Source organism: Kluyvera ascorbata, assembly GCF_023195735.1.
Lineage (GTDB): Bacteria > Pseudomonadota > Gammaproteobacteria > Enterobacterales > Enterobacteriaceae > Kluyvera > Kluyvera ascorbata.
This window is the reverse complement of sequence record NZ_CP096201.1, coordinates 777484-797857: the sequence shown is the minus strand read 5'-3', so window position 1 is coordinate 797857 and position 20374 is coordinate 777484. Positions and strand designations below refer to the sequence as shown.

11 protein-coding genes and 1 pseudogene are annotated in these 20374 nt (G+C 48.2%); 3 read left to right on the top strand and 9 right to left on the bottom strand.

Features of this window, described 5'->3' with window-relative positions:
- Positions 1–50: 50 nt before the first annotated feature.
- A complete protein-coding gene (locus MY052_RS03825; protein ID WP_248538229.1) occupies positions 51–410 on the bottom strand; it encodes an HNH endonuclease in 360 nt (119 codons plus the stop codon).
- A 21-nt stretch (positions 411–431) separates the two neighbouring features.
- On the opposite strand from MY052_RS03825, the gene MY052_RS03820 reads away from it, so the two are divergent.
- From MY052_RS03820 to MY052_RS24200, 3 genes and pseudogenes are all read left to right on the top strand, one after another.
- Positions 432–1552 (top strand): IS3-like element ISSen4 family transposase gene (locus MY052_RS03820; RefSeq protein ID WP_248537866.1). Its coding sequence is split into 2 segments (ribosomal slippage): positions 432–690 and positions 690–1552, totalling 1122 coding nucleotides; the frame shifts between segments, so codons are not numbered across the junction.
- 163 nt (positions 1553–1715) lie between these two features.
- Positions 1716–2696 (top strand): IS5-like element ISKpn26 family transposase, encoded by a 981-nt coding sequence (locus tag MY052_RS03815; RefSeq protein ID WP_048269854.1) that lies wholly within the window; start codon positions 1716–1718, stop codon positions 2694–2696.
- Positions 2633–2890: pseudogene (locus MY052_RS24200) on the top strand (hypothetical protein). Before MY052_RS03815 ends, MY052_RS24200 begins: the two are co-directional and overlap by 64 nt.
- Here MY052_RS24200 and MY052_RS03810 read toward each other — a convergent pair.
- Genes MY052_RS03810 through MY052_RS03775 form a run of 8 tightly spaced genes read right to left on the bottom strand, consistent with a single transcriptional unit; the run spans position 2797 to position 20148 of the window.
- Positions 2797–3045 carry a hypothetical protein gene (locus MY052_RS03810; protein ID WP_248538228.1) on the bottom strand — a complete coding sequence of 83 codons (249 nt, stop codon included), beginning with the start codon at positions 3043–3045 and terminating at the stop codon, positions 2797–2799. The pseudogene MY052_RS24200 and the gene MY052_RS03810 overlap by 94 nt on opposite strands.
- Before the next feature lie 46 nt (positions 3046–3091).
- Positions 3092–3853, bottom strand: coding sequence for a DISARM system phospholipase D-like protein DrmC (gene drmC, locus MY052_RS03805; RefSeq protein WP_142515609.1), 762 nt, complete (start codon positions 3851–3853; stop codon positions 3092–3094).
- 1 nt (position 3854) lies between these two features.
- Complete coding sequence (gene drmB / locus MY052_RS03800) at positions 3855–5714, bottom strand: DUF1998 domain-containing protein (protein WP_142515610.1); 1860 nt, start codon at positions 5712–5714, stop codon at positions 3855–3857.
- 2 nt (positions 5715–5716) lie between these two features.
- Positions 5717–9694, bottom strand: coding sequence for a DISARM system helicase DrmA (gene drmA, locus MY052_RS03795; RefSeq protein ID WP_142515611.1), 3978 nt, complete (start codon positions 9692–9694; stop codon positions 5717–5719).
- 12 nt (positions 9695–9706) lie between these two features.
- The gene (locus tag MY052_RS03790; RefSeq protein WP_142515612.1) at positions 9707–11830 is read right to left on the bottom strand and encodes a KAP family P-loop NTPase fold protein; all 2124 of its coding nucleotides are present in this window, start codon (positions 11828–11830) and stop codon (positions 9707–9709) included.
- Complete coding sequence (locus MY052_RS03785) at positions 11830–15909, bottom strand: Eco57I restriction-modification methylase domain-containing protein (protein WP_182014160.1); 4080 nt, start codon at positions 15907–15909, stop codon at positions 11830–11832. Before MY052_RS03785 ends, MY052_RS03790 begins: the two co-directional genes overlap by 1 nt.
- A complete protein-coding gene (gene drmD / locus MY052_RS03780) occupies positions 15906–19046 on the bottom strand; it encodes a DISARM system SNF2-like helicase DrmD (RefSeq protein ID WP_142515613.1) in 3141 nt (1046 codons plus the stop codon). Before drmD ends, MY052_RS03785 begins: the two co-directional genes overlap by 4 nt.
- A 49-nt stretch (positions 19047–19095) precedes the next feature.
- On the bottom strand, positions 19096–20148 hold the full coding sequence (locus tag MY052_RS03775) for a DNA cytosine methyltransferase (protein WP_142515614.1): 1053 nt from the start codon (positions 20146–20148) through the stop codon (positions 19096–19098).
- Positions 20149–20374 lie beyond the last annotated feature (226 nt).

Below are 20374 nucleotides of genomic sequence, written 5' to 3'. Positions count from 1 at the left end.
TTTAATTGGCGTGTTTTTTTTGTGCAACTATTTCCACGAAAATAATATCGTTATCTTAATATGTTTTCTCGATGCCACTTTATATAGTGATGATGCTGTGCCGAGAATGGCGGGATATTTTTAGGTAAGTTTAGTTGTGTTTTTACTTCAACATCAAGTTCAGTGCTAATTAAGAGGTGCCCATTATTACTAAATGACAGCCATCCTTGGTCAAAAAGAGCATCAATATGCACTGCCAGCATTATTCCATTATAAGGATCCAGTCGCTCATGACCATTCTGGCAAACGGCCCAAGGCTTAATGTGGCTAGCCCTTAACAGCGGTTGAAAAGAAATACCAGTTATAGGGCAGGCAGGGAACTGACCTGCTCCCCGTTGATTAGTACACCCCGATGTTAGTAATGTCTTCATAAGCCACATGAGGACATCCCCATGAAGAAGCGTTTTTCCGACGAACAGATCATCAGTATTCTCCGCGAAGCCGAAGCTGGGGTACCCGCCCGTGAACTCTGCCGCAAGCATGCCATTTCCGATGCCACGTTTTACACCTGGCGTAAGAAGTATGGCGGTATGGAGGTGCCTGAAGTTAAGCGCCTGAAGTCGCTTGAGGAAGAGAACACCAGACTCAAGAAGCTGCTTGCCGAAGCCATGCTGGATAAAGAGGCGCTTCAGGTGGCTCTTGGGCGAAAGTACTGACGACAGACCAGAAGCGGGAAGCCGTGATGTTGATGTGTGATGCGACCGGTCTGTCGCAACGTCGTGCCTGCAGGCTTACAGGTTTATCCCTGTCGACCTGCCGCTATGAGGCTCACCGTCCGGCTGCTGATGCGCATTTATCAGGGCGCATCACTGAGCTGGCACTGGAGCGCAGGCGTTTTGGCTACCGTCGTATTTGGCAGTTGCTGCGCCGTGAAGGGCTTCATGTTAATCATAAGCGCGTGTACCGGCTTTATCACCTCAGTGGCCTGGGCGTAAAACGCAGAAGACGTCGTAAAGGGCTGGCAACAGAACGTCTGCCGCTGCTCCGTCCGGCGGCGCCCAATCTGACCTGGTCGATGGATTTCGTCATGGACGCACTTTCCACCGGTCGCAGGATCAAGTGTCTTACCTGCGTCGATGATTTCACAAAGGAATGCCTGACGGTCACTGTTGCCTTTGGGATTTCAGGCGTTCAGGTCACGCGTATTCTGGACAGCATTGCACTGTTTCGAGGCTATCCGGCGACGATAAGAACTGACCAGGGGCCGGAGTTCACTTGCCGTGCACTGGATCAATGGGCCTTTGAGCATGGTGTTGAGTTGCGCTTAATCCAGCCGGGCAAGCCAACGCAGAACGGATTTATTGAGAGCTTTAACGGACGATTTCGCGATGAATGTTTGAATGAGCACTGGTTCAGCGATATCGTTCATGCCAGGAAAATTATTAATGACTGGCGGCAGGATTATAACGAATGCCGCCCGCACTCCACGCTGAATTATCAGACACCGTCTGAATTTGCAGCGGGCTGGAGAAAGGGTCATTCTGGGAATGAAGATTCCGACGTTACTAACTGAGTGTTGTATCTAATCGTGGGGGCAGGTCAATAACAGTCTGAGCAGGCAACGGGAGCTCGCCAGGAGAACCATCAGCATTCCGCCAGATCACTTAGGGAAGGTGCGAACAAGTTCCTGATATGAGATCATCATATTCATCCGGAGCGCATCCCAGAGGGACATCATGAGCCATCAACTCACCTTCGCCGATAGTGAATTCAGCACTAAGCGCCGTCAGACCCGAAAAGAGATTTTCCTCTCCCGCATGGAGCAGATTCTGCCATGGCAGAATATGACCGCTGTCATCGAGCCGTTTTATCCCAAGGCGGGCAATGGCCGACGGCCCTATCCGCTGGAGACCATGCTGCGTATTCACTGCATGCAGCATTGGTACAACCTGAGCGACGGTGCCATGGAAGATGCCCTGTACGAAATCGCCTCCATGCGCCTGTTTGCCCGATTATCCCTGGATAGCGCCCTCCCGGATCGCACCACCATCATGAATTTCCGCCACCTGCTCGAGCAGCATCAACTGGCCTGTCAATTGTTCAAGACCATCAATCGCTGGCTGGCCGAAGCAGGCGTCATGATGACCCAAGGCACTTTGGTGGATGCCACCATCATTGAGGCACCCAGCTCTACCAAGAACAAAGAGCAGCAACGCGATCCGGAGATGCATCAGACCAAGAAAGGCAATCAGTGGCACTTTGGCATGAAGGCCCACATTGGTGTCGATGCCAAGAGTGGCCTGACCCACAGCCTGGTCACCACCGCGGCCAACGAGCATGACCTCAATCAGCTGGCTAATCTGCTTCATGGAGAGGAGCAATTTGTCTCAGCCGATGCCGGCTACCAAGGAGCGCCACAGCGCGAGGAGCTGGCCGAGGTGGATGTGGACTGGCTGATCGCCGAGCGTCCCGGCAGGGTAAAAACCTTGAAGCAGCATCCGCGCAAGAACAAAACGGCCATCAACATCGAATACATGAAAGCCAGCATCCGTGCCAGGGTGGAGCACCCGTTTCGCATCATCAAGCGGCAGTTCGGCTTCGTGAAAGCCAGATACAAGGGGCTGCTGAAAAACGATAACCAACTGGCGATGTTATTCACCCTGGCCAACCTGTTTCGGGTGGACCAAATGATACGTCAGAGGGAGAGATCTCAGTAAAAACCTGAAATAACGCCAGAAATGGTGGAAAAAATAGCCTAAATAGGCTGATTCGATGTGTTTGCGGGAAAAAAATCGGCCCAGATCCGCGAAATTTTAATCAGCGAGTCAGCTTGGGAAGAAATGACCTGCTTATTCGCACCTTCCTTAGCCAAGAATCAAAACGATCACGGTGGTTTTTTAGACTGTTATAAAATTCAACTCTCGTTTTACCTGCACCAAATGTTGAATAAAATAGTGATATTGCTGCTTTCCATGTGTCAACACCCAGAGATTCAGGAGGCTTTTTTTTTCCATACTTAGCCAGATACCAAGCTACTTCTAATAATCCACTTTCAGATGTATTCAATTTTTATCCTTAGCGCGAAGATTCATTTTATATCAGGCTGAATAAATCAAATCAGACTAATGATATTTGTATTTATAAGGGAGTGCAGATGCTCACTGAGTGCTTCTGGAATCCCTCCGCCAGTAATGAGCACTCCTGCTTCAATATTTCTCTCCATTGCAAACCCAGTTAGGTTTGCACTTGTAATAAAACAAGTGTGACCATCGGCAACAATCACTTTCGCATGCACACGACCCTCTGAAAATTCATTGTTTTTATTGTTCCAGGCGTAAATATGTGCGCCAGGTATAAGCACCAACATCTTACCGATTATATCAATATTGATACTACCACCATGCTCTTGTGAGGATTCCAGCAACATTGTAATGGTCACCCCACGTTTTATAGCTGTATTCAATGCATTCACAATACTCGACACATCATAGGCAACAAAGCTGGTAATGAATAAAGACTGTTTTGCAGCATTGATTATTTGTAGCAGCACTTGTTCTGTACGGCGAACAGATACAAAAGGTGTTGTTGGGCCAGTCCATACAAGTTCAGTACTTTGCTCAGAGCTAACTTTAAAGTAAACATGGCTTGCAGCGAGAAGCATAGATGCTAGTTCATCTGAACTGACCATGGTGTTTTGCCATGCAATTGCTAGTCTCTCAATAGCGATACTTGCCTTGGGAGTTCCTACTGCACTTGGCAGCACCAGCAGAGCCTTGCAGGCTTCAGTCCGTCGAATTCGGGTAGCGATCGCTTGTACCTTTTCAGGAGAAACTAGACAAACTAGAACGGTAACAGCATCTAAGAGTTCATCCATGTTAAAAACCCTTAAAAAATGCAGAGTGAATACGCTCAAGTGTTGGTATTAATAGCGATCGATCCAAATAGCGATTGCCTTGCTCACAGGAGGTTTCTGCTACCAGGCTACATGCATGGCAGGCCGCGGCATGTAACGACCGATCTTTCTCCGGGTTATGTTCAGAACATAGTGGGTCAGAAGAACAGATCTTAGAACGATTTAATGCTTGTACTAGCAGACGACCAAGATTCTCTGGTTTACCAAGATCTACAAGGCCACCCAGCGTGCCATCAGAATCAGCTGCTGCTGTGTAGATCAAGATTCCAGCTTGTGGACTGCCGTTTGAGGTATCAGCATAGATACGTTCACGAATACTTGCTGCGTTGTATCCACATTCCAGAGCTAGTTCACGGATCAACAAATGAGATAGGGTATGCAGCATGGCATATCGGATACCTGGGTAATCTTCATTCGGATCGAGATTACGAGAGTTGCGCCAACCGGTATGCCCACCACGAAGCATCTCGTCGACTTGCTTGACGGCATCCAGTGATTCCCAAGCTACAAGAGCTTTTTCATCGAATTGGATGAAGATACCTTCCCCATGCACCTGGTTAGCTGGCACCCATTCAGGTTTATTGCGTGCCAAACTAGCCATCTGAGGACGTTCATTTATCTCTCCGGATCCTTCTGGTGCCTCTACTCGAGTAAAACCAAGCAGAGCATTAACCTCTCGTAGTCGTTCAAGTAGTAATACACGGCTGATGTACGGTATGAATTGTGCTGGGGTTCCGATCTTCTTACTCATGAAGTGTGGATAATCTGTGGGAGGGTTGGCCTCCGTCAGCACTTCCCATTCTGGACCTTTGATATCGGCTTCACCGACAAATTCGCTATCGCCACCAGAACGATGCATTTCGATGGCTGACCAGATGTCTGACACGCTATATTTGTCGATTCCAGGGAGACCACCAGTTAGCTTGAGTGTTTGCACAACGATGGGAACCATGACTTCAGCTGTAATTGCTTCAAAGAACGGCCATCCGTCTTGAATCAACTGACTGAGAGGATTCTTTGATTGGGGTATGGCCAATGCAGAAAGTGTAATCGGAAACCAGCTGTTTGTGGCTCCTAGCAGTACTGCCCGTGGTTCTTCACCGCAGTCAATGTCGAATTGATCCAAATGTGGGTGACGACCTCGACAAGCTGGAAGATTTTCTTTACCTGCTTTGCCGAAGGCATGGGCCATACTTCGTGACGCCTCACAGCTATCACACCGTACCCACAGGTTTTCGGTTTGTAAGGATGCACCACTCTCAAAGAAGCGCAGTGTCCCTTTGCATGTACTATTGCCACCATGGACAAAGTAGTGCCAGGGAAAATCATCTAGGTGACCGTCACGACAGGCTAGCAGAAAACGTGCAGGAACGGCATCAGCATCCTTAGCGGGTAAATTACCTTTAGAACCTGTACAGCCTTTGTGAACAAAGCGAGTTCGTTCGGCTCTGAATCGATCCTCTTTGATCTCAAGCAGACCATCATCAAAGGGCGATAGCAAGCCACACTTTACACAGCGCATCCAGCGGGGAAATGGTCGAACAGGTACACCTATGTTGGCCTCGGCTGACCAAGGGTCAACGAGCTCGCTTTTTTGAAAGGGTGGCATTCGCAAATTTTCGACTTGTGGGCCTAGTACCTTCCGCACAGCAGCAAGAAGCCGGGCCTCTTGAATTGGCTGGCAGCGATCTCGCTCCCACCGGTCAATACCTAGTGTCACTACAGATAGGCTCGGTAGATCGATTAGCGCGCCAGGCCCATAAGTCCATAGCAACTGGCTTGGACGTACTTCGCCGACTGGAGTTTTGTTATTGATGATCATATTCAATCCTCGTCATTCGTTGCAGGACGAGGCTTCCAATCGTGATCGTCCTTGATAAATTTGGTGTCCATAATCAGGCGTACTCCAGACTCAACTTCTCGCATTGACATAGGTACAGTCCAGTTGTCCCACGCTTGAAGCCCTGGTGATTTGATCAACGCCACAGTCTTGTCTTTTTCGGGTCCTCTCTTTTCATATCCCAAAATTCGGCCGCCTTTACTGGCCTCTTTGGCCCATTCGTCGGCACGCTCTTTCAGTTCATTTTCAGCTAACAACTTACGTGCATTGTCTTCCGCTACATTGCCTGCACGAGTCGCTAAAATTTCAATTGCATGAGCGAGTTCACTCTGGTTTGACATATCCAATTTACCCGCACCTTCATTCGGGCTGAACTCGTTATTCTTCAGACGCATAAGACTTAGCAACGACCCTGTCAAACCACGATCCATTGCACGTGGAGAGAATGGCGTTACCGATTGTGCTTCAACATGCTTGTAGAAGGTGGCGTGGTAATGTTCGAATGTTTCGTAGTGAGAGAGGTCACGCGGTCGGGCCCACGTAAGTACGGTGCAGACTAGGCCAGGGAATGAACGTCCAACACGACTGGTAGCCTGAATATACTCGGCCGTTCCCTTAGGTTGTCCATTCACTGCCATCAGGCCGAGTCTATTCACATCGACTCCCACTGACAGCATATTGGTCGCCAGCACCACATCAATAGCGCGAGTATCACCCTCCTGCCACTTCGTCACGTATTTACCTGCAGAGCTATCAAACTCGGCCTTAAACTTGACCTCAAGATTGTCGAGGTACTTTGGGATATCCTGGCTGGATACACGAGAAGTCAATTCGCGGATGTTGTTGACACTACGTTGTGCCAATGCAGGCCGTTCCACCATGCTCATTTGCACGCGATAGGAACGTGTCTGCACATCATCTTCTGCCAATCGTTTCATCCCGCCTAGTTCACGAAGAGAGTTGAAGTAGCCGACCATAGTCATATAAGGATCAGCAGGTTCACCGAAGTGGTCAAATAGTTCCTGTGCCGCAGTTAAGAAAGCGGTATAGACACGAATAAGCATTGCTGGGCGCGAGCTACCGGGTGAGCAGACTCCCAGATAACGTCGGCCAAATTTATCCTTAATGTGGCGTTGAACTGAGAAGAAGTTATCTTCCACATCTAGTCCATGTGGCGGGAATACCGAAACTTGACGCATAAATACATTATTTACTTGTTCTTTGGCTTTGCGCACCGTCGCCGTTGAGGCGATGATTTTCGGTTTTACTGTTTTTCCGTTGAGCGTCCAGCTACACAGCTCATCGACGGCAGTTTCATACAAACCTACCATGGTACCCAGTGGCCCACTTATTAGGTGGAACTCATCCTGGATTATTAAATCAGGTGGTCGGATGGGGGGGATGGCCTTCACTTTAACTGAAGGTTGTCCTTTGAATGCTTGGTGGTTTCCAGTGCAATTGGCCCCAGGCCAGAGTAAACCGTGCCGCTCACATTCTTTTTCAACTCGGCCAAAAAGAGTCCGCACTTGGCCACGCCATGCCATCATGGCGAACTTATCCACTGTGGCAATCATCATTGTCGGAGGACGATGGTAGATTTCTTCATCTACCACCAGTACTGGTATTCCAGGGTGTAGTTGCTTGCTGGACTTTCCCTTGGAAAATTCGCAACGTCCTTTTTTGTCACCACAATAGATAAACGTTCGGCCGCCAGCTTTATCCTTTTTAACTTCGACATCTTGCCCAGGAATGATTTCGGTACCACACCATGGACAGCTGGTCAGTTGGACGGGTGAGGCTGTTCCCGCATTATAACTACCCGGGTTACGTGTTTTTTCGATAGCATTATGGCTATCTTCAGTCGTTCCCGGAGTCACTTTATTGCCGACCCATAGGCCAATAGTGAATGGCTCCGTTCCGAGGGACTTATCACCCTTATTTAGTGCCTCGCGTCGCAGCACCTCCATTGCACAAATAAGTGCTGTAGCACGCTGGAACTGTTGCAGTGTCAGCAAACGAAGGGTGTAACGCATTATCACAGTCAAACCACGTGAGCTATCGTACCCGCCTAGATTACCCTGCATACGTCGAATGGCCATGGTGAAGGCGGCTACACCCAGATAGGCTTCAGTCTTACCACCCCCGGTAGGAAACCACAACAGGTCCGCATAAGCCTCAATAGGTTTGACTCGGTCTGGGTGACACGGATCCGCCAGGGATGGAATCGACAGCAACAGAAAAGCTAACTGGAATGGACGCCAGCTGCGGTTCTTCAGAGCATCGAACTTATCTAGGGTAACGTCCTCGCCTCGGCGCATGGCAAGAGCATATAAGCTGCGTATACGCTGCGTGGCCATCGCCTGGTTGGCGAAACGGAAGGCCGCCAGAGCATTCTCATTATGCTTAAGTGTATTGATACCTTGTTGCAGGCGGGTATGGATCTCCTGACAACGATCTAAGGCCGCTTGGGCTTGGGTTTTGAAGCCCTTGGCCTTGCTGCTCACATTCAAGTTCTGTTCATCAATCCAGGTAGCGTAGTCATTAGTTAGCACACTCAAGGCATCAACTAATGGGTCAATGTCCAAAGTGGCTAGTCGTTGCATATCAAGCAGACCACTGCTGACCATTTCTCGCATAGCTGGACGATCGGATAGCTCAAGCCCAGGAGTCTCAGTTGCCTGAACTTCGTACTGTGGCATCACTGTGGTACGCACTTCGGTGGCTAGTGTGACGTCATCCGCTATTTCTGCATGAACTGCAACTCCATGACCCACGGCGAACTCGACACGATCTCGGTAGATCATCTCAAGTGCTTCGCGCTCTGGGTCCATACCATCTGCATCTAGTACCGGCCTGCGCCTGAAAATGGCAGGCTTGGCAGCATCTTTCTCTGCTCGAACGATCAGCTCTGGTTGAAACACCCATGCCGTATCACGGTTTGTATCCGGTTCTTCCTGCGCATTAACGAGGAAGAGTGTAATCAGTCGATCACCATTGTCATTTTTGGCTCGAATAGAGCCCTGCACTCTAACTTCCGGGGAAGTACTATCCGGAGCATTGTGTGAAATCGAGCCTTCGATCAGGGGGAGAACGATCTTGCCGCCACAAGGAATGCGTTTCCACACCTTAGCTTTTTGCCCATTGGACTTAAAGAATTGATGTTCATCATTTGGCACACGCTCATACCGTCCCCAACGCGCTTCGATCTCAACCCGATCGACGTCGCCATCCACGCAGAAAGTCATGCCGAGGCTACTGGGCACCAATGACTGATTGCTGGCGGCATCAATCTCTTCTGCCGTGTCGGTTTCGCCGCTACCAAGGACTGAGGGAGAGTTCACCTTTGCAGTCTTCGCTTTGACGATCAGGTCTGGCTCTTCATCTTCAATATCTTCAGCATCAACAGGAAACTCTTGTCCTCTTTCGGCTGCTTCACGTGGGGCGAGTTTGCCAACTAGGTAGCGGTCGCGTACACCCATATCGACGATTAGCTCATTAGGGCCACCAGCAGGGCCAAGCAAGTCGTCCATCACAGCCAGTTGCAGCAGTTCGCGGATGTAAGTTTGATCCTCGATCTTTGGTATGTCTGCAATGGTTATGTGGAACTCTTTAGGCAAGGTCTCAATGAAATCAGTCCATTGGATACGACCCGCTCTGTCTTTGGGAGGAAATTTGAATGGGGTTATGCCGATCGAAACCACCGGCTTAACCTGCAACATTCGATCGAAAAAGATAGTTGTGGTTTCAAGATCAGAACGTATCCGCAGGATTCGTCCAACCCGCGTGATATTACCTGTAGTATCTAGGACTAAGATCCAATCATTGTCGGAGATGGCTTGGTGCAGTGAATGTTCACCTTTTAACTGTAGCGTGTAGTATGTTAATACTTGAGCTCTTGAAAAGTTATGGTCAATGGCGATCCAAGCGTTCGGTGTTTTACTAGATTTGTTGTTATCGGTCATATGTGCTTCCCATCAATCATCAAATGCACCAATGCCATCTGGATTCTTACCTGCCTTGAGCATTTCAAACTCTTTTAGGAACTGTTCTAGCGATTCTCGTGCAGAGTCTGGAACGAGGCCTTTTTGTCGCAGGCCTATCAGGCGCTCATAGCAAGCTTGAGTGTCAATATATTGTTCTAACCAGGTTGGATTCAAACGAGGTTGAAGATGTACAGCCCAATCACCCATGGTCTGTGAACGTGTATGTGTACAAAACTTGGATAAGAAAGTCAGAAGCCCATCATCCGAAGAAGTTGCATCGTTACACCATGCCTTAACTTCAACATCATCTCCCCATCGATACCATGCACCCAATAGACGGTCAAGCTGTGAGTGTGCCAGCATTTCGCTCTGGCTGAGCTTCGTTTTCAAGCCTTGAAGCCAGCATTTTTTTAGATCATCAAGGGTAGTTGAATCAATGATCGACTCTTTTTCAGAGTTGCCGGACAATGCAGCGATAAAAAAATGTTGTACTCCGAAGGCTTTGCCTTGGTCGATAGCGGAGATAAGGAGAGCATGCCGTTGCGTTGGGTCGACCCGTTTGAGAAGGTGATAAACCACACGTGTAATACGTGATTCGTTTCCAAAATCAAATGAACCTTGATGGTCACTGTCCAGTATCAGCGAATCACCAATATCAAGAAGTACAATAATGAAAACTGAGATGTGTTTATCGGATATGTCTTTCTCAACGTGATCCATCAACCTTTCAAGCAGAGCCCGTGCTTTCGATAGGCCATCTGGACGCTTCACACCCGTAGCACGAATTAGCGCTTCGCCCAAGGCAGGTGGTGTTTCTGCCAAGTTTAACAGTGCCAGCATTTCGCTACGTCTAATTGCCCCAGGAGGAACAGTCATACGAAAGTAGGTTGGGAAGATGTCGGGATGACACGCACGAAGATTCCTCCGCCATTGACTCAACCAGTCGGCCTCATAACCTATTCGTCCAATCTTTGGAAAAATGCGTTCAAGCAGGTCACTAATACTGGACCGTAACTGTTTAGGTAATCCTTGCACCCACTGCTCATGGAAGGATACCGTGGCCTCTGGATTACCATTATATCGGTTATCACTGCTGTGGCCGGAAAACTTGTCTTGGTTTGTGCGGATGACATCGTACAGGTTGGGCAGAAAAACACGAAGTGCTTCAAGAGCAATGAAATCAACAGGATTTACCTCATTGTGTACTGCCGGATAGGTTACGGATAACGTATTAGTGAACCGAACTATATCGCGCGGAACCTGAAACAACGGATCAAGGCCGCTATGAAAAACGTTTGTCCAGTAGGAATGGTCGAAGAGACCATCTGATGTATCTCCTAATACATCGTCAAGGCGCTTAAACAGAGCTGCTCGTAGCGCCACACGATCAATAGGTGGTAGCTCAAATGGCACCTGGATTATTTTTTCCAGATAACGCTCTCCAGGCATACCACTTTGTTGCTCAATGGCCTGTGATGCGACTTCTCGATCGAAGGCGAGCAAATAGATAACATTTGGAAAGTCAGCCAATGCTTTGATGACGGTAAATAACTGACGGGTTTCTTCGGGAGTGAGGCGATCGATATCATCAATCACTATCAAAATTCGCTTTCCAGCGTCTTGCAATACCTTGCTGATCTCAGACTTCAAGGCAGGAACGTCTTTGGGTTTTCTCTTTGTGACCATTCCAATTAATTTACCGAACTTACTACCAGCACCACCGGTCATGCCACTCAAATCAATTAGGCCACCTACACCTTCTGCAAAATCCCCTAACAGATCACCAAGTTTCTTGAATTTTTCGCTTTTGGCAGGTAGAACTGCCTGCATTTGACCAAGAAAGGCGCGAGCTAAGTTGTCCTGCCCGGAAAACCACCATGGATTAAAGGTCACTATAGTGGGCTGTTCTTCTTCTGTGCGTTGTTCTAGGAAGTGACGCACATAGCTCAGTACGGTAGATTTCCCTGAACCCCATGGCCCATAAAGGGCCAGTACTAAACCATCATTACCCGAATAGCGACAAATGCTACTGGCGAGGCTTTCTGCGAAAGGGGCGTGCCCGAACAGGTCTTCTATCGGGTCTGAGCTTGGACGATCAGTAGAGAGATTAGTCATTAGTTCGCACCATCAGACAAATCAAGTAAGTTTACCGTAGCGTCTGCTTTTGAGCGGCGTCCGCGTTTAACTGGATTAGCAGCATTTTTCTGAGTCAACGAAAACTCCTCAAAACGTTGCCGGTTTAGCTCAGTAAGTCGTCGCATCAACTCTGTTGTTAGGTCTTCTGAAAGTGCCCAGCGCCACGGGTCTCTTACTGAGCCACTATTGAACTCCTGATAATCGTATGAAATATCGAGATCATTCCATCCATAAGCCTGTGCAACTTCAATGTCTATTCCAACCATGATTTGGCGCAACTCAATTATGGCTGGATCATTGCAGCTTGGAGTGTTTACAGCATTCATCGTTTCGGTTAAACCACAATTATTTTGATCACTCCATGCTATGAGAATATTTTGAAATTCAGTTGCATAATTACAACCTACACTTGATACCGTCTCATTTGGTAGCGCAAAGGTCGCCACAGCTTCTCGAATTGAGAGTCTGAGAGTATTTGTATCGGCACCTAAGCTGCGTACTGAGAATCCATAAAGCCAGTTTCGAAAAAAAGAACTCAAGCAGATGGTAAACAAATCTACTCGGCTTTCATCTATGAGCAGAACTTGGTTTGTATATAGCCACTCAGAGGGAGCTGTCATGCAAAATGGATATTTTGTAGCTTTAGCGAACCCAATGAAATGCTGTTTCTCGCGTAATTTCCGCATGAGACCAGCACGATGATTCCAGAATTGCCACCAACGGTCATAGAGTCCTTTGTAGCTTTTCAAGGTTTGAGGCGTTCGGGTTGGTTGAACTTCTTGAATCAAAAACTGGAATGCAATGGGCCAGTTTTGTTCAATGTCTTCAAGTTTTCTGTCTGCAATATCCAGTGCCCAACGGTCAGTCCTCCTAAGCGCATAAGTGGTTATATCATCCCCGGTGATGTATGGTCGAAGAAGACTATTTGGCTCGTTTTTTAGCTGGGGAAACCAAAGGCTTTTCTCAGTTATAACAAAAGCCATTCCCTTGCTATTATCTACACCTTGGAAGCTAACTATCGACTCTGAAAGCTCTTTTGGCACCCAAGCGTCAATTGCTTCAGGCTCTAAACGTGCTCCTATACGCTGGCACATTTTCCCTTCTGAATCACAGCTACCACCCCATCTGCCTTTGAAAAAAACAACAATCGAAACAACTACAGAAGCTGTACCAGGCCATGGCATACCTTTTCTGGAGAAATATATATCACCGTTTTTAACGATCATACCCAGACCAATAGCAACCGCGCTTCCTTCGGCGATATTGCTTGCGGCCAGCAAACCATAACATCCATCTGCTCGAAGCAAATCGACAACACGCCGATGGAAGACAACACTTAAGTCGATTTTACCGGGCGGTGTTCCTAGAATCATCTGACATTGCCATTGCAACTTATCACCCATTGAACTTTTCCATAGGCGATTACCGAGAAATGGTGGGTTTCCTACGAATGCATCAAATCCGGATCGTTCTCTTAGAAAAACTTCGGGAAATTCTAAAGGCCAATGGAATGGCCGCCGTGCATGTCCAAGTGTCAGATCACTGGTAAAGGAGTTGGAAATACGGTTTGCAATAGATTGAGTAGCCTCAATGCTTCCACCTACTGCCTGGTCTGCCAAAATGGAGAGTGAGGAAAGCGCATTCTCTAGTGTGGGCGAATTGCCCCCGGAGACCAATACCTCGGTAATAAACGCATCGGCAATTAGTTTATGCACTTCAAGATGGCCACGAGACCTAGCATCCAAACTAGCCATGATCTCTACGTCGTGAATGTCACGTATTGGCATAGCGCGCAAACGTTGGCGAAGTTCGATTGCTTGTCGTACAGATCTCTCTATGTCTTTGCCAAACAGACGGTCACTTCGTTTTCCCTTTTGTTCTGGTGTCATGCATAATTTGGTGAGCTGGTCCAACCGGTGAATACCAAGCAGACTGTCTCCACAACGCAGACTGTGATCAAGAAAGCCGAAGGGCAGCCCTTTCGCCAGTGTTACCAGCCAGATGGAAAGCTTGGCAAGCTCGACTGCCAGCGGGTTCAAATCTACACCATATAAGCATTGCTCGGCGATGAGGCGTCGAGCTATTACGATACGTGCATCAGTATCTCGTGGTAGCCGCTCCTTAGTATCCAGATCCTCCAGTACGTCTCCGTCCACACTTATCATCTTTCCTGTTGCTTCAGCCTGCGACCAGGCTTCGACGAGGCGATCGGCCAGCCAGCGACAAGCTTGTACCAGAAAAGCACCCGAACCCATCGCAGGGTCACAGATTTTAAGGTCGAGTAGTTCAGTGGGGGATTTGAGTTGCCATGCTTTACGCGGTGTGCCTTCAGCCGGGCCGATGTAGGCTATCGGTGTTAGCGTTTCAGTAACGATGTTTTCAGTAAGCGATTTTGGTGTGTAGTGGGTGCCAGTCTCGCGTCGGTTGGAACCGCTTGTGACGATGAAGGCACCAGCGGGGTAGACTAGCGGATAACCCCAAGGGTCAGTGCGCAGCAGATGGGCGTAAGGTTTGATACGGTCACGTAACTGGATGTCACCTTGGCAGGTAGTGAGTAGGCGATCAGCCAAGCTATCATCAACGTCCTTGGCCAGATCTTTGCGCACCCGGCTGACAGAGCTACCTGAGCGCTCTTTCAGCAACTCAACTAGCTTCTCTGTACTGTTCATGCTTGCTGAATCTAGCTCGGCTAGTTTGACCCATGGATACTGTGATTTCTTGGTGGCATCCAGTTCCAGTGTGACTTCATCGGTGCGCCTTACGGTGCGTTCCAACAGACCTTCATACACGTAACCGATTTGTTCGACGTCCAGTGCGCGATATGAGAGGGTTCGTCCCTGGAATTGCTGGATAGCCTCTAGCAACAACAAAACTGTGCGATTATCAATCGGTAGTGGCTTGGCTATATCTGTCCGCCAGCTGGAACCTTTAGCCCGTCCTTCCAGAAAAGGAAAATGATCAGGATCGAACAGTGAGCTACCCAGTGCAGGCAGACGAAGACTCTCATGCTCCACTCCGCAGAAAACAGCACGGAAGATCGCCAACAGACGCGACCATGCGTCCCAGCGTCGTTCTAGGATTTCTTCGGGTACCTTGCGTAACTGCATACGTAAGGTGGAAAGTGCATAGTTGGCTTCGTATCGCTCATCGCCTAAAAGAAGCAGGCCGCGCTCCTCTGCCGAGAGCAGAAACACCAAGCGCATCATCACTGTCAGAGCCGCTTCATAGAGTTCGGATTCTTTTACGTTGTACAGTAGTTCACGGTTGCGATCCTGATCTGCTTTATCAAGGGACTGGATCAATACTTCTACAGCGCGACGTACTTGTTCACCCAGTGCATCGGTTACTTCATCCTGATATTTCAGAGAACTGTCGAACAATGCGGGTAGTTGTTCGGATTCATCAACGAAGAAACGGCGGATACCGAGCAAGTGCACGAAGGCCTGCAGTGTGATGGGCTCTTGGTTCCAGAGTCGAGCATACCAGCTAGCGAAGCTGGTGACAGCGCCCACAGGGGCATCTACCAGCATCCAGCGTTCGCCATTGGTCACCAAACCAAGGCGACACTCCTTGGATCGGCACAGCTGAACCATACGTTCCGTGGGTGTAGCGGCCCATCCGTCTATTTTCAAAGTTGCGTCAAGATCGATATCTTGCGCATAGGTCTGAATGAGCATCAAAGGCTTGTTCGCGCATTGCTCATCGACAATTGCTAGATTTGGTGACAGAGCTACACCATGGTCAGGGAGAAAAGTGTTCAAGTTGGCGGCGCACCAGTCTGTGCCCTTCAGTACATCGCCTTTCCCATCCTCATCAAACTCAAGGCCACGTGAAAGAACTTCTTCAATCCACGCGAAATGCAATTTGTTGAACTGAGGATCTTCTTGTTCCAGTGCTTCTCGCCACTCATCGTAAGCTTGGCGCAGTCGTTTGCGCTTAGCAGCGTCTAGCTCTTCCAGCCCTTGCGGGAATGCATCTTTTAGTACTGGTACAGCAAGGAAGGGGCCTGAAATGTCGATTAGCGAGAGCCAATCATCGTGTATGCTGGCCATACTCATGCTTCCCCCCTCTGAACAGTAGATTCAGGTACTAGGAAGGTAACAGCAACAGGAAAAGTACGATCGTCGAGTTTAGCGTAGCGAGTTTCGATGGCTTGGATCTCCTGTTCACGCTCTTCAGGAATACGTGAAAGGCGAGCTTTCAGAGCTGCGGTGTCACGTTTGAGCTGGGTTCGTTCATCCTCTGAGAACAGTGAAAATTGCTCAGGTTGTTGATCTTTTTTTAATTCGATACAGATGGTTTTTTCAAGTTCATCAAGCACTGTGCTAATGTCCGTCAATTCTCGATTCTTACTGAGCTGAAGAGTATTACTCAAATCTTTGAGCCGGTCTTTTGACCTAGCATTCACTGACTGTAGAATAGCGTGTTGTGCACGCTCAAAACGAATACGGATGTCATCAAATAGTGAGTCAGAAGCTGTCATTGGCTTACTATTATCTAGCCATAGCTGAACTTTATTGACCCCTTCTTCACGGCGGAAGGATTTATCCCCAAGATAACCTCCAGCTGTTGTCAACTCTTCGTGGAGGCGATGGTAATTGCCTCCGGTGATAACCAGCCTTGAACTAACTACTACGGCAAGGCCATCAATTAGTGTGTCGGGCACCGAACGTACAGTAACACGATGCAACTTCTTCACGTCATCGCGAGCCCATACTTCTGCTCGTAACAGACGTAGGCACATCTGTACCAGTCGATGATTCAAATGAACTAGTACGACATCGTCACGTCCTCTCGCCACGGTGTGGTCAAAGGTGATAGGGCGAGTTTGTAGAGTATAGGGATGGCGTAGCCCCTCCAGGCAACGAGCCCAGGATCCTGACAATGCTGGCATTTTGAATGTTGAACCAGCTGGAGCATCCGGTAGAGCAAACGGCTCCAAATGTGGTCGGCCTGCCAAAGAAAGTCCCGTATTTACAGCCATGAGGATATGTTCTGGCGTTAGATGGAAATCGTTTTGAGTGGATAGTAGCCGGTCATGTAACCGGGCTATCCGCTCTTTCAGTTCACGATCGGCGCTTACGAATCGTTTAGTTTTGGCAATCCGAGCTTCTGCAATACGAGTATCAAAATCCCTGATAGATCCTTCAATCAGCTTCGACATCTGTGGCGCGATAACCGGATTGACACTACCCATGTCTGATCGCATAGATTCGAGCTTGCGTAGAGCTCGGATGATGTCCCCACTATGGCCTCCAATGCTAGCTTGGCTATTTTCATCGCCATCGACAGGATGCCAGATCAACACCTCTTTCTGGCGTTGACCATGACGGTCAATACGACCATTGCGCTGTTCCATGACATTGGGATTGTAGGGGATCTCAAGATGGATTAAGCAGTTACAGTGGTTCTGCAGATCGATACCTTCAGATGCTGCATCGGTAGCAAGAAGAATACGAACGGCAGAATCTTTGGGAGCGGTCTGGAAGGCTGCTTTTACTTTCTCACGTTCGTCCTGCGCTATACCACCATGTAGGATCGCAAGGCGCTCCCCACCAAATCCATGGCTGGCTAGGACCTCATGTATCCACTGGAGGGTAGTGCGATATTCAGTGAACAGAATTACCCGATGTTCGTTCCAATGACCGTTTGTTTTCAGATTGGTATCAAGCCAGCTGAGCACGGCTTTAGCTTTGGAATCGACTTGGTTTCTGGCTATCTGTGCCCATTTACGTAGTTCACTCAGCATTTGTTGCTGGTCGATCGTGAGCGGCTGAGCTCGACATGAAGCTTCTTCAACAGCCTCAGATTGCGCGTTCTCTACCTCTTGGTCGTTAGCGTAATCTTCATCAACACGAAGAATAGCTTTGCGCAAGATGCGATCGTCCATCGGACTATTATCACTACGCAAGTTTCCATAAGTCAGACTAGCGATGTGTTTTTCGAGTGTTGATGCGAAAGCCGCAGGGGAGGAAAAGAGCCGTTTTTTTAGTAGTTGATTCACGAAAGCAGTCCCGAATGTGCTACCGGTTTTCTCTGCACCTAGTTCTCGGCTCTTGCAGTAGTCATTGAGTTTTGAGTGAATTTCGCGTTCTTTGGCAGTGTATAAGATCGGTAAGGCTTCAAGCTTACGTTGGGCGTAAAGTAGATTGCCGTCAGCATCGACGAGATCGCTCTTGAGGCGACGAATCATTACTTGATTGAGCTGCTTATCGTCCGGGAGTATATTTCTGGCGAAACGTTGGTCATCCAGAAGTTCGAGCAGTGAGGTGAAGGATTCGGTATAGCCATTATGTGGCGTAGCGGTCAGAAATAACCTGTGCTGGAAGTGAGGACTGATTGAACGGATGAAGCGCGTTCTCTGACTCTCTAATGCGTAGTTTGCTCCAGCAGCCGGTGCGATATTATGTGCTTCGTCAATGACCAATAGATCGAACTTGCGTGGGTAGCTGCTATACAAGGGCAACACATCGCGCATAGCTCTCAAGCCTTCGCCACTTTTGGCCCAATCCATGGATGTGATCAGTCGAGAATGTGATGTCCACGGGTTGGCATGGATCCCGCGTTCTCGGCGTAATTGCTTGATGTAGCGAGTGTCGACGATTTGAAATTCCAGTCCAAACTTTTCCTGCATCTCCATCCGCCACTTTTCCTGTAGCGATGCAGGGCAGATAATCAGGACTGTACGGGCTCGATGCCGAAGCAGCATTTCCTGAATGATTAATCCAGCCTCAATAGTCTTACCTAAACCGACATCATCGGCTATGAGGAGATTGACACGCGCCATATCAATTGCACGCACCAATGGATCGAGTTGGAAGTCTTCTATACTAACGCCACTGCGAAATGGGGCCTGCAGGAAGCCTCGGTTAGCATTAGTGGCTGCTCCCCAGCGCACTGCGTCAAGGAAAGCATTAAGAGTGCTGGAGTCGTCTTGGCCACTGATTGTGGGCAGCCCAGCTCGCTCAATAATCTGGGCACCTACCTCAATTTCCCAAATAACCTCAAGTTCTTCCCCCAAACCATCTTCATCAATAGATGACAAAGTTACTGCGTGCTGTTGAGCTGAGGCAGGTAACAATTGAGATGAAGTAACTTCCACAACAATCCATTGACGCCGACGGACCTCAACCAACTGACCGGGTTCTGGAATAGTTCGCTGTACTCGGATATCAGGTGTATTAGAAATTTCCATATTGTTTCTAGGCTCTAATTCAGCTAACAAAATGATTGGTAAATGGTTTTTATTTCACGGTGACCATTTTCACATTTGCAAGATGTGAATTAATGCTACGTGCAATTGCTCGGCCAAGTTCAACAGGAACTGCATTCCCGATTAGGCGCCCTAGAATCCTTAAACTTACTGGCCCATCATGAGGAACAAATGCATAGTTACGGGGAAAACTCTGAAGAATTGCCGCTTCTCTAAGGGAGATTGCGCGGTTCTGTTCAGGATGCCCAAATCGACCATTTCCGAAACCATAGCACTGCGTTGTCATGGTTGGTGCTGGTTTGTCCCATTCCATACGGCCATAAACACTAGCGTAAGTTCTGCCACTTTCTGTTCGATGACAATCGGCAACAAGATGTTCTGGCCAGTCACGCCAGGTTCCTCCTGGTTTTGAGGCCTTAATACGCTCCAGATTCTTCTCTGACAATGTGGAGGTAACATGCAGCTTATCTCCTGGAGCGGCTTCACCAGCATTTAATGCGCGCAGATGGCCTATAGCTTCTCTTACTGTTTTGGGTTTTGTACACGTTGGAGAAGACATTTTTATCTCGCCATGGAGTGATGCCAATAAAACCATTCTCTTACGTGTTTGTGGGACACCGAAATGAGTGCAATCAACAATGCTAAACCATACGCTGTAGCCAATACACTTCAATGCCTCGACGAAGTCGTGGAACACTTGGTGTTTAGCCACAGTAGGAACATTTTCCATCGTGATCACGTCTGGGCGAGTACCTTCTGCTAGGCGTGCAAACTCATACAGGAGCCCCCATTTACCATCCTTACCATCCGATTCATAACGTTGTGTATAGGTAGAAAATGGTTGGCAAGGCGCGCAGCCAGCGAGAATTTTGATGTCAGCATCGCCAAACAATGCATCTAATTCGGTTGTTGTTACTTTGCTTATATCCCGTTCTATAAATTTGGCATTATTGTTTGATTCATAAGGAAATTTGCAGGCCGGATCCATGTCAATTCCTGCAACTACAGGTAAGCCTTCAAGTACAAGGCCATGCGTTAATCCACCTGCACCACAAAACAAATCGACACAAGATACTTTCTTCATTTAACTCTTCTCATCTTTTCAAAGGCTTAGAGATACCCATAAATTAATTACTACAAGAGTATCAAGATCTTATTCCCACTTCATTAGTATTTGCACAACGTCCAAGATGCAACCATCTGCGAGCGCCTTTAGCTTACAACTTCCATGATGAAGTATTTTATGTATAAAAATACAGCATTTTTGGGCTGCACATAAATGGTGATTTTGCTGTTACCAGAGTCTTCTA

Excerpts from the sequence above, each read along its gene's own strand:
- drmD (WP_142515613.1), bottom strand. The coding sequence starts at position 19,046 with ATGGAAATTTCTAATACACCTGATATCCGAGTACAGCGAACTATTCCA.
- drmC (WP_142515609.1), bottom strand. The coding sequence starts at position 3,853 with ATGGATGAACTCTTAGATGCTGTTACCGTTCTAGTTTGTCTAGTTTCT.
- drmB (WP_142515610.1), bottom strand. The coding sequence starts at position 5,714 with ATGATCATCAATAACAAAACTCCAGTCGGCGAAGTACGTCCAAGCCAG.
- MY052_RS03785 (WP_182014160.1), bottom strand. The coding sequence starts at position 15,909 with ATGAGTATGGCCAGCATACACGATGATTGGCTCTCGCTAATCGACATT.
- drmA (WP_142515611.1), bottom strand. The coding sequence starts at position 9,694 with ATGACCGATAACAACAAATCTAGTAAAACACCGAACGCTTGGATCGCC.
- MY052_RS03815 (WP_048269854.1), top strand. The coding sequence starts at position 1,716 with ATGAGCCATCAACTCACCTTCGCCGATAGTGAATTCAGCACTAAGCGC.
- MY052_RS03775 (WP_142515614.1), bottom strand. The coding sequence starts at position 20,148 with ATGAAGAAAGTATCTTGTGTCGATTTGTTTTGTGGTGCAGGTGGATTA.
- MY052_RS03790 (WP_142515612.1), bottom strand. The coding sequence starts at position 11,830 with ATGACTAATCTCTCTACTGATCGTCCAAGCTCAGACCCGATAGAAGAC.
- MY052_RS03825 (WP_248538229.1), bottom strand. The coding sequence starts at position 410 with ATGAAGACATTACTAACATCGGGGTGTACTAATCAACGGGGAGCAGGT.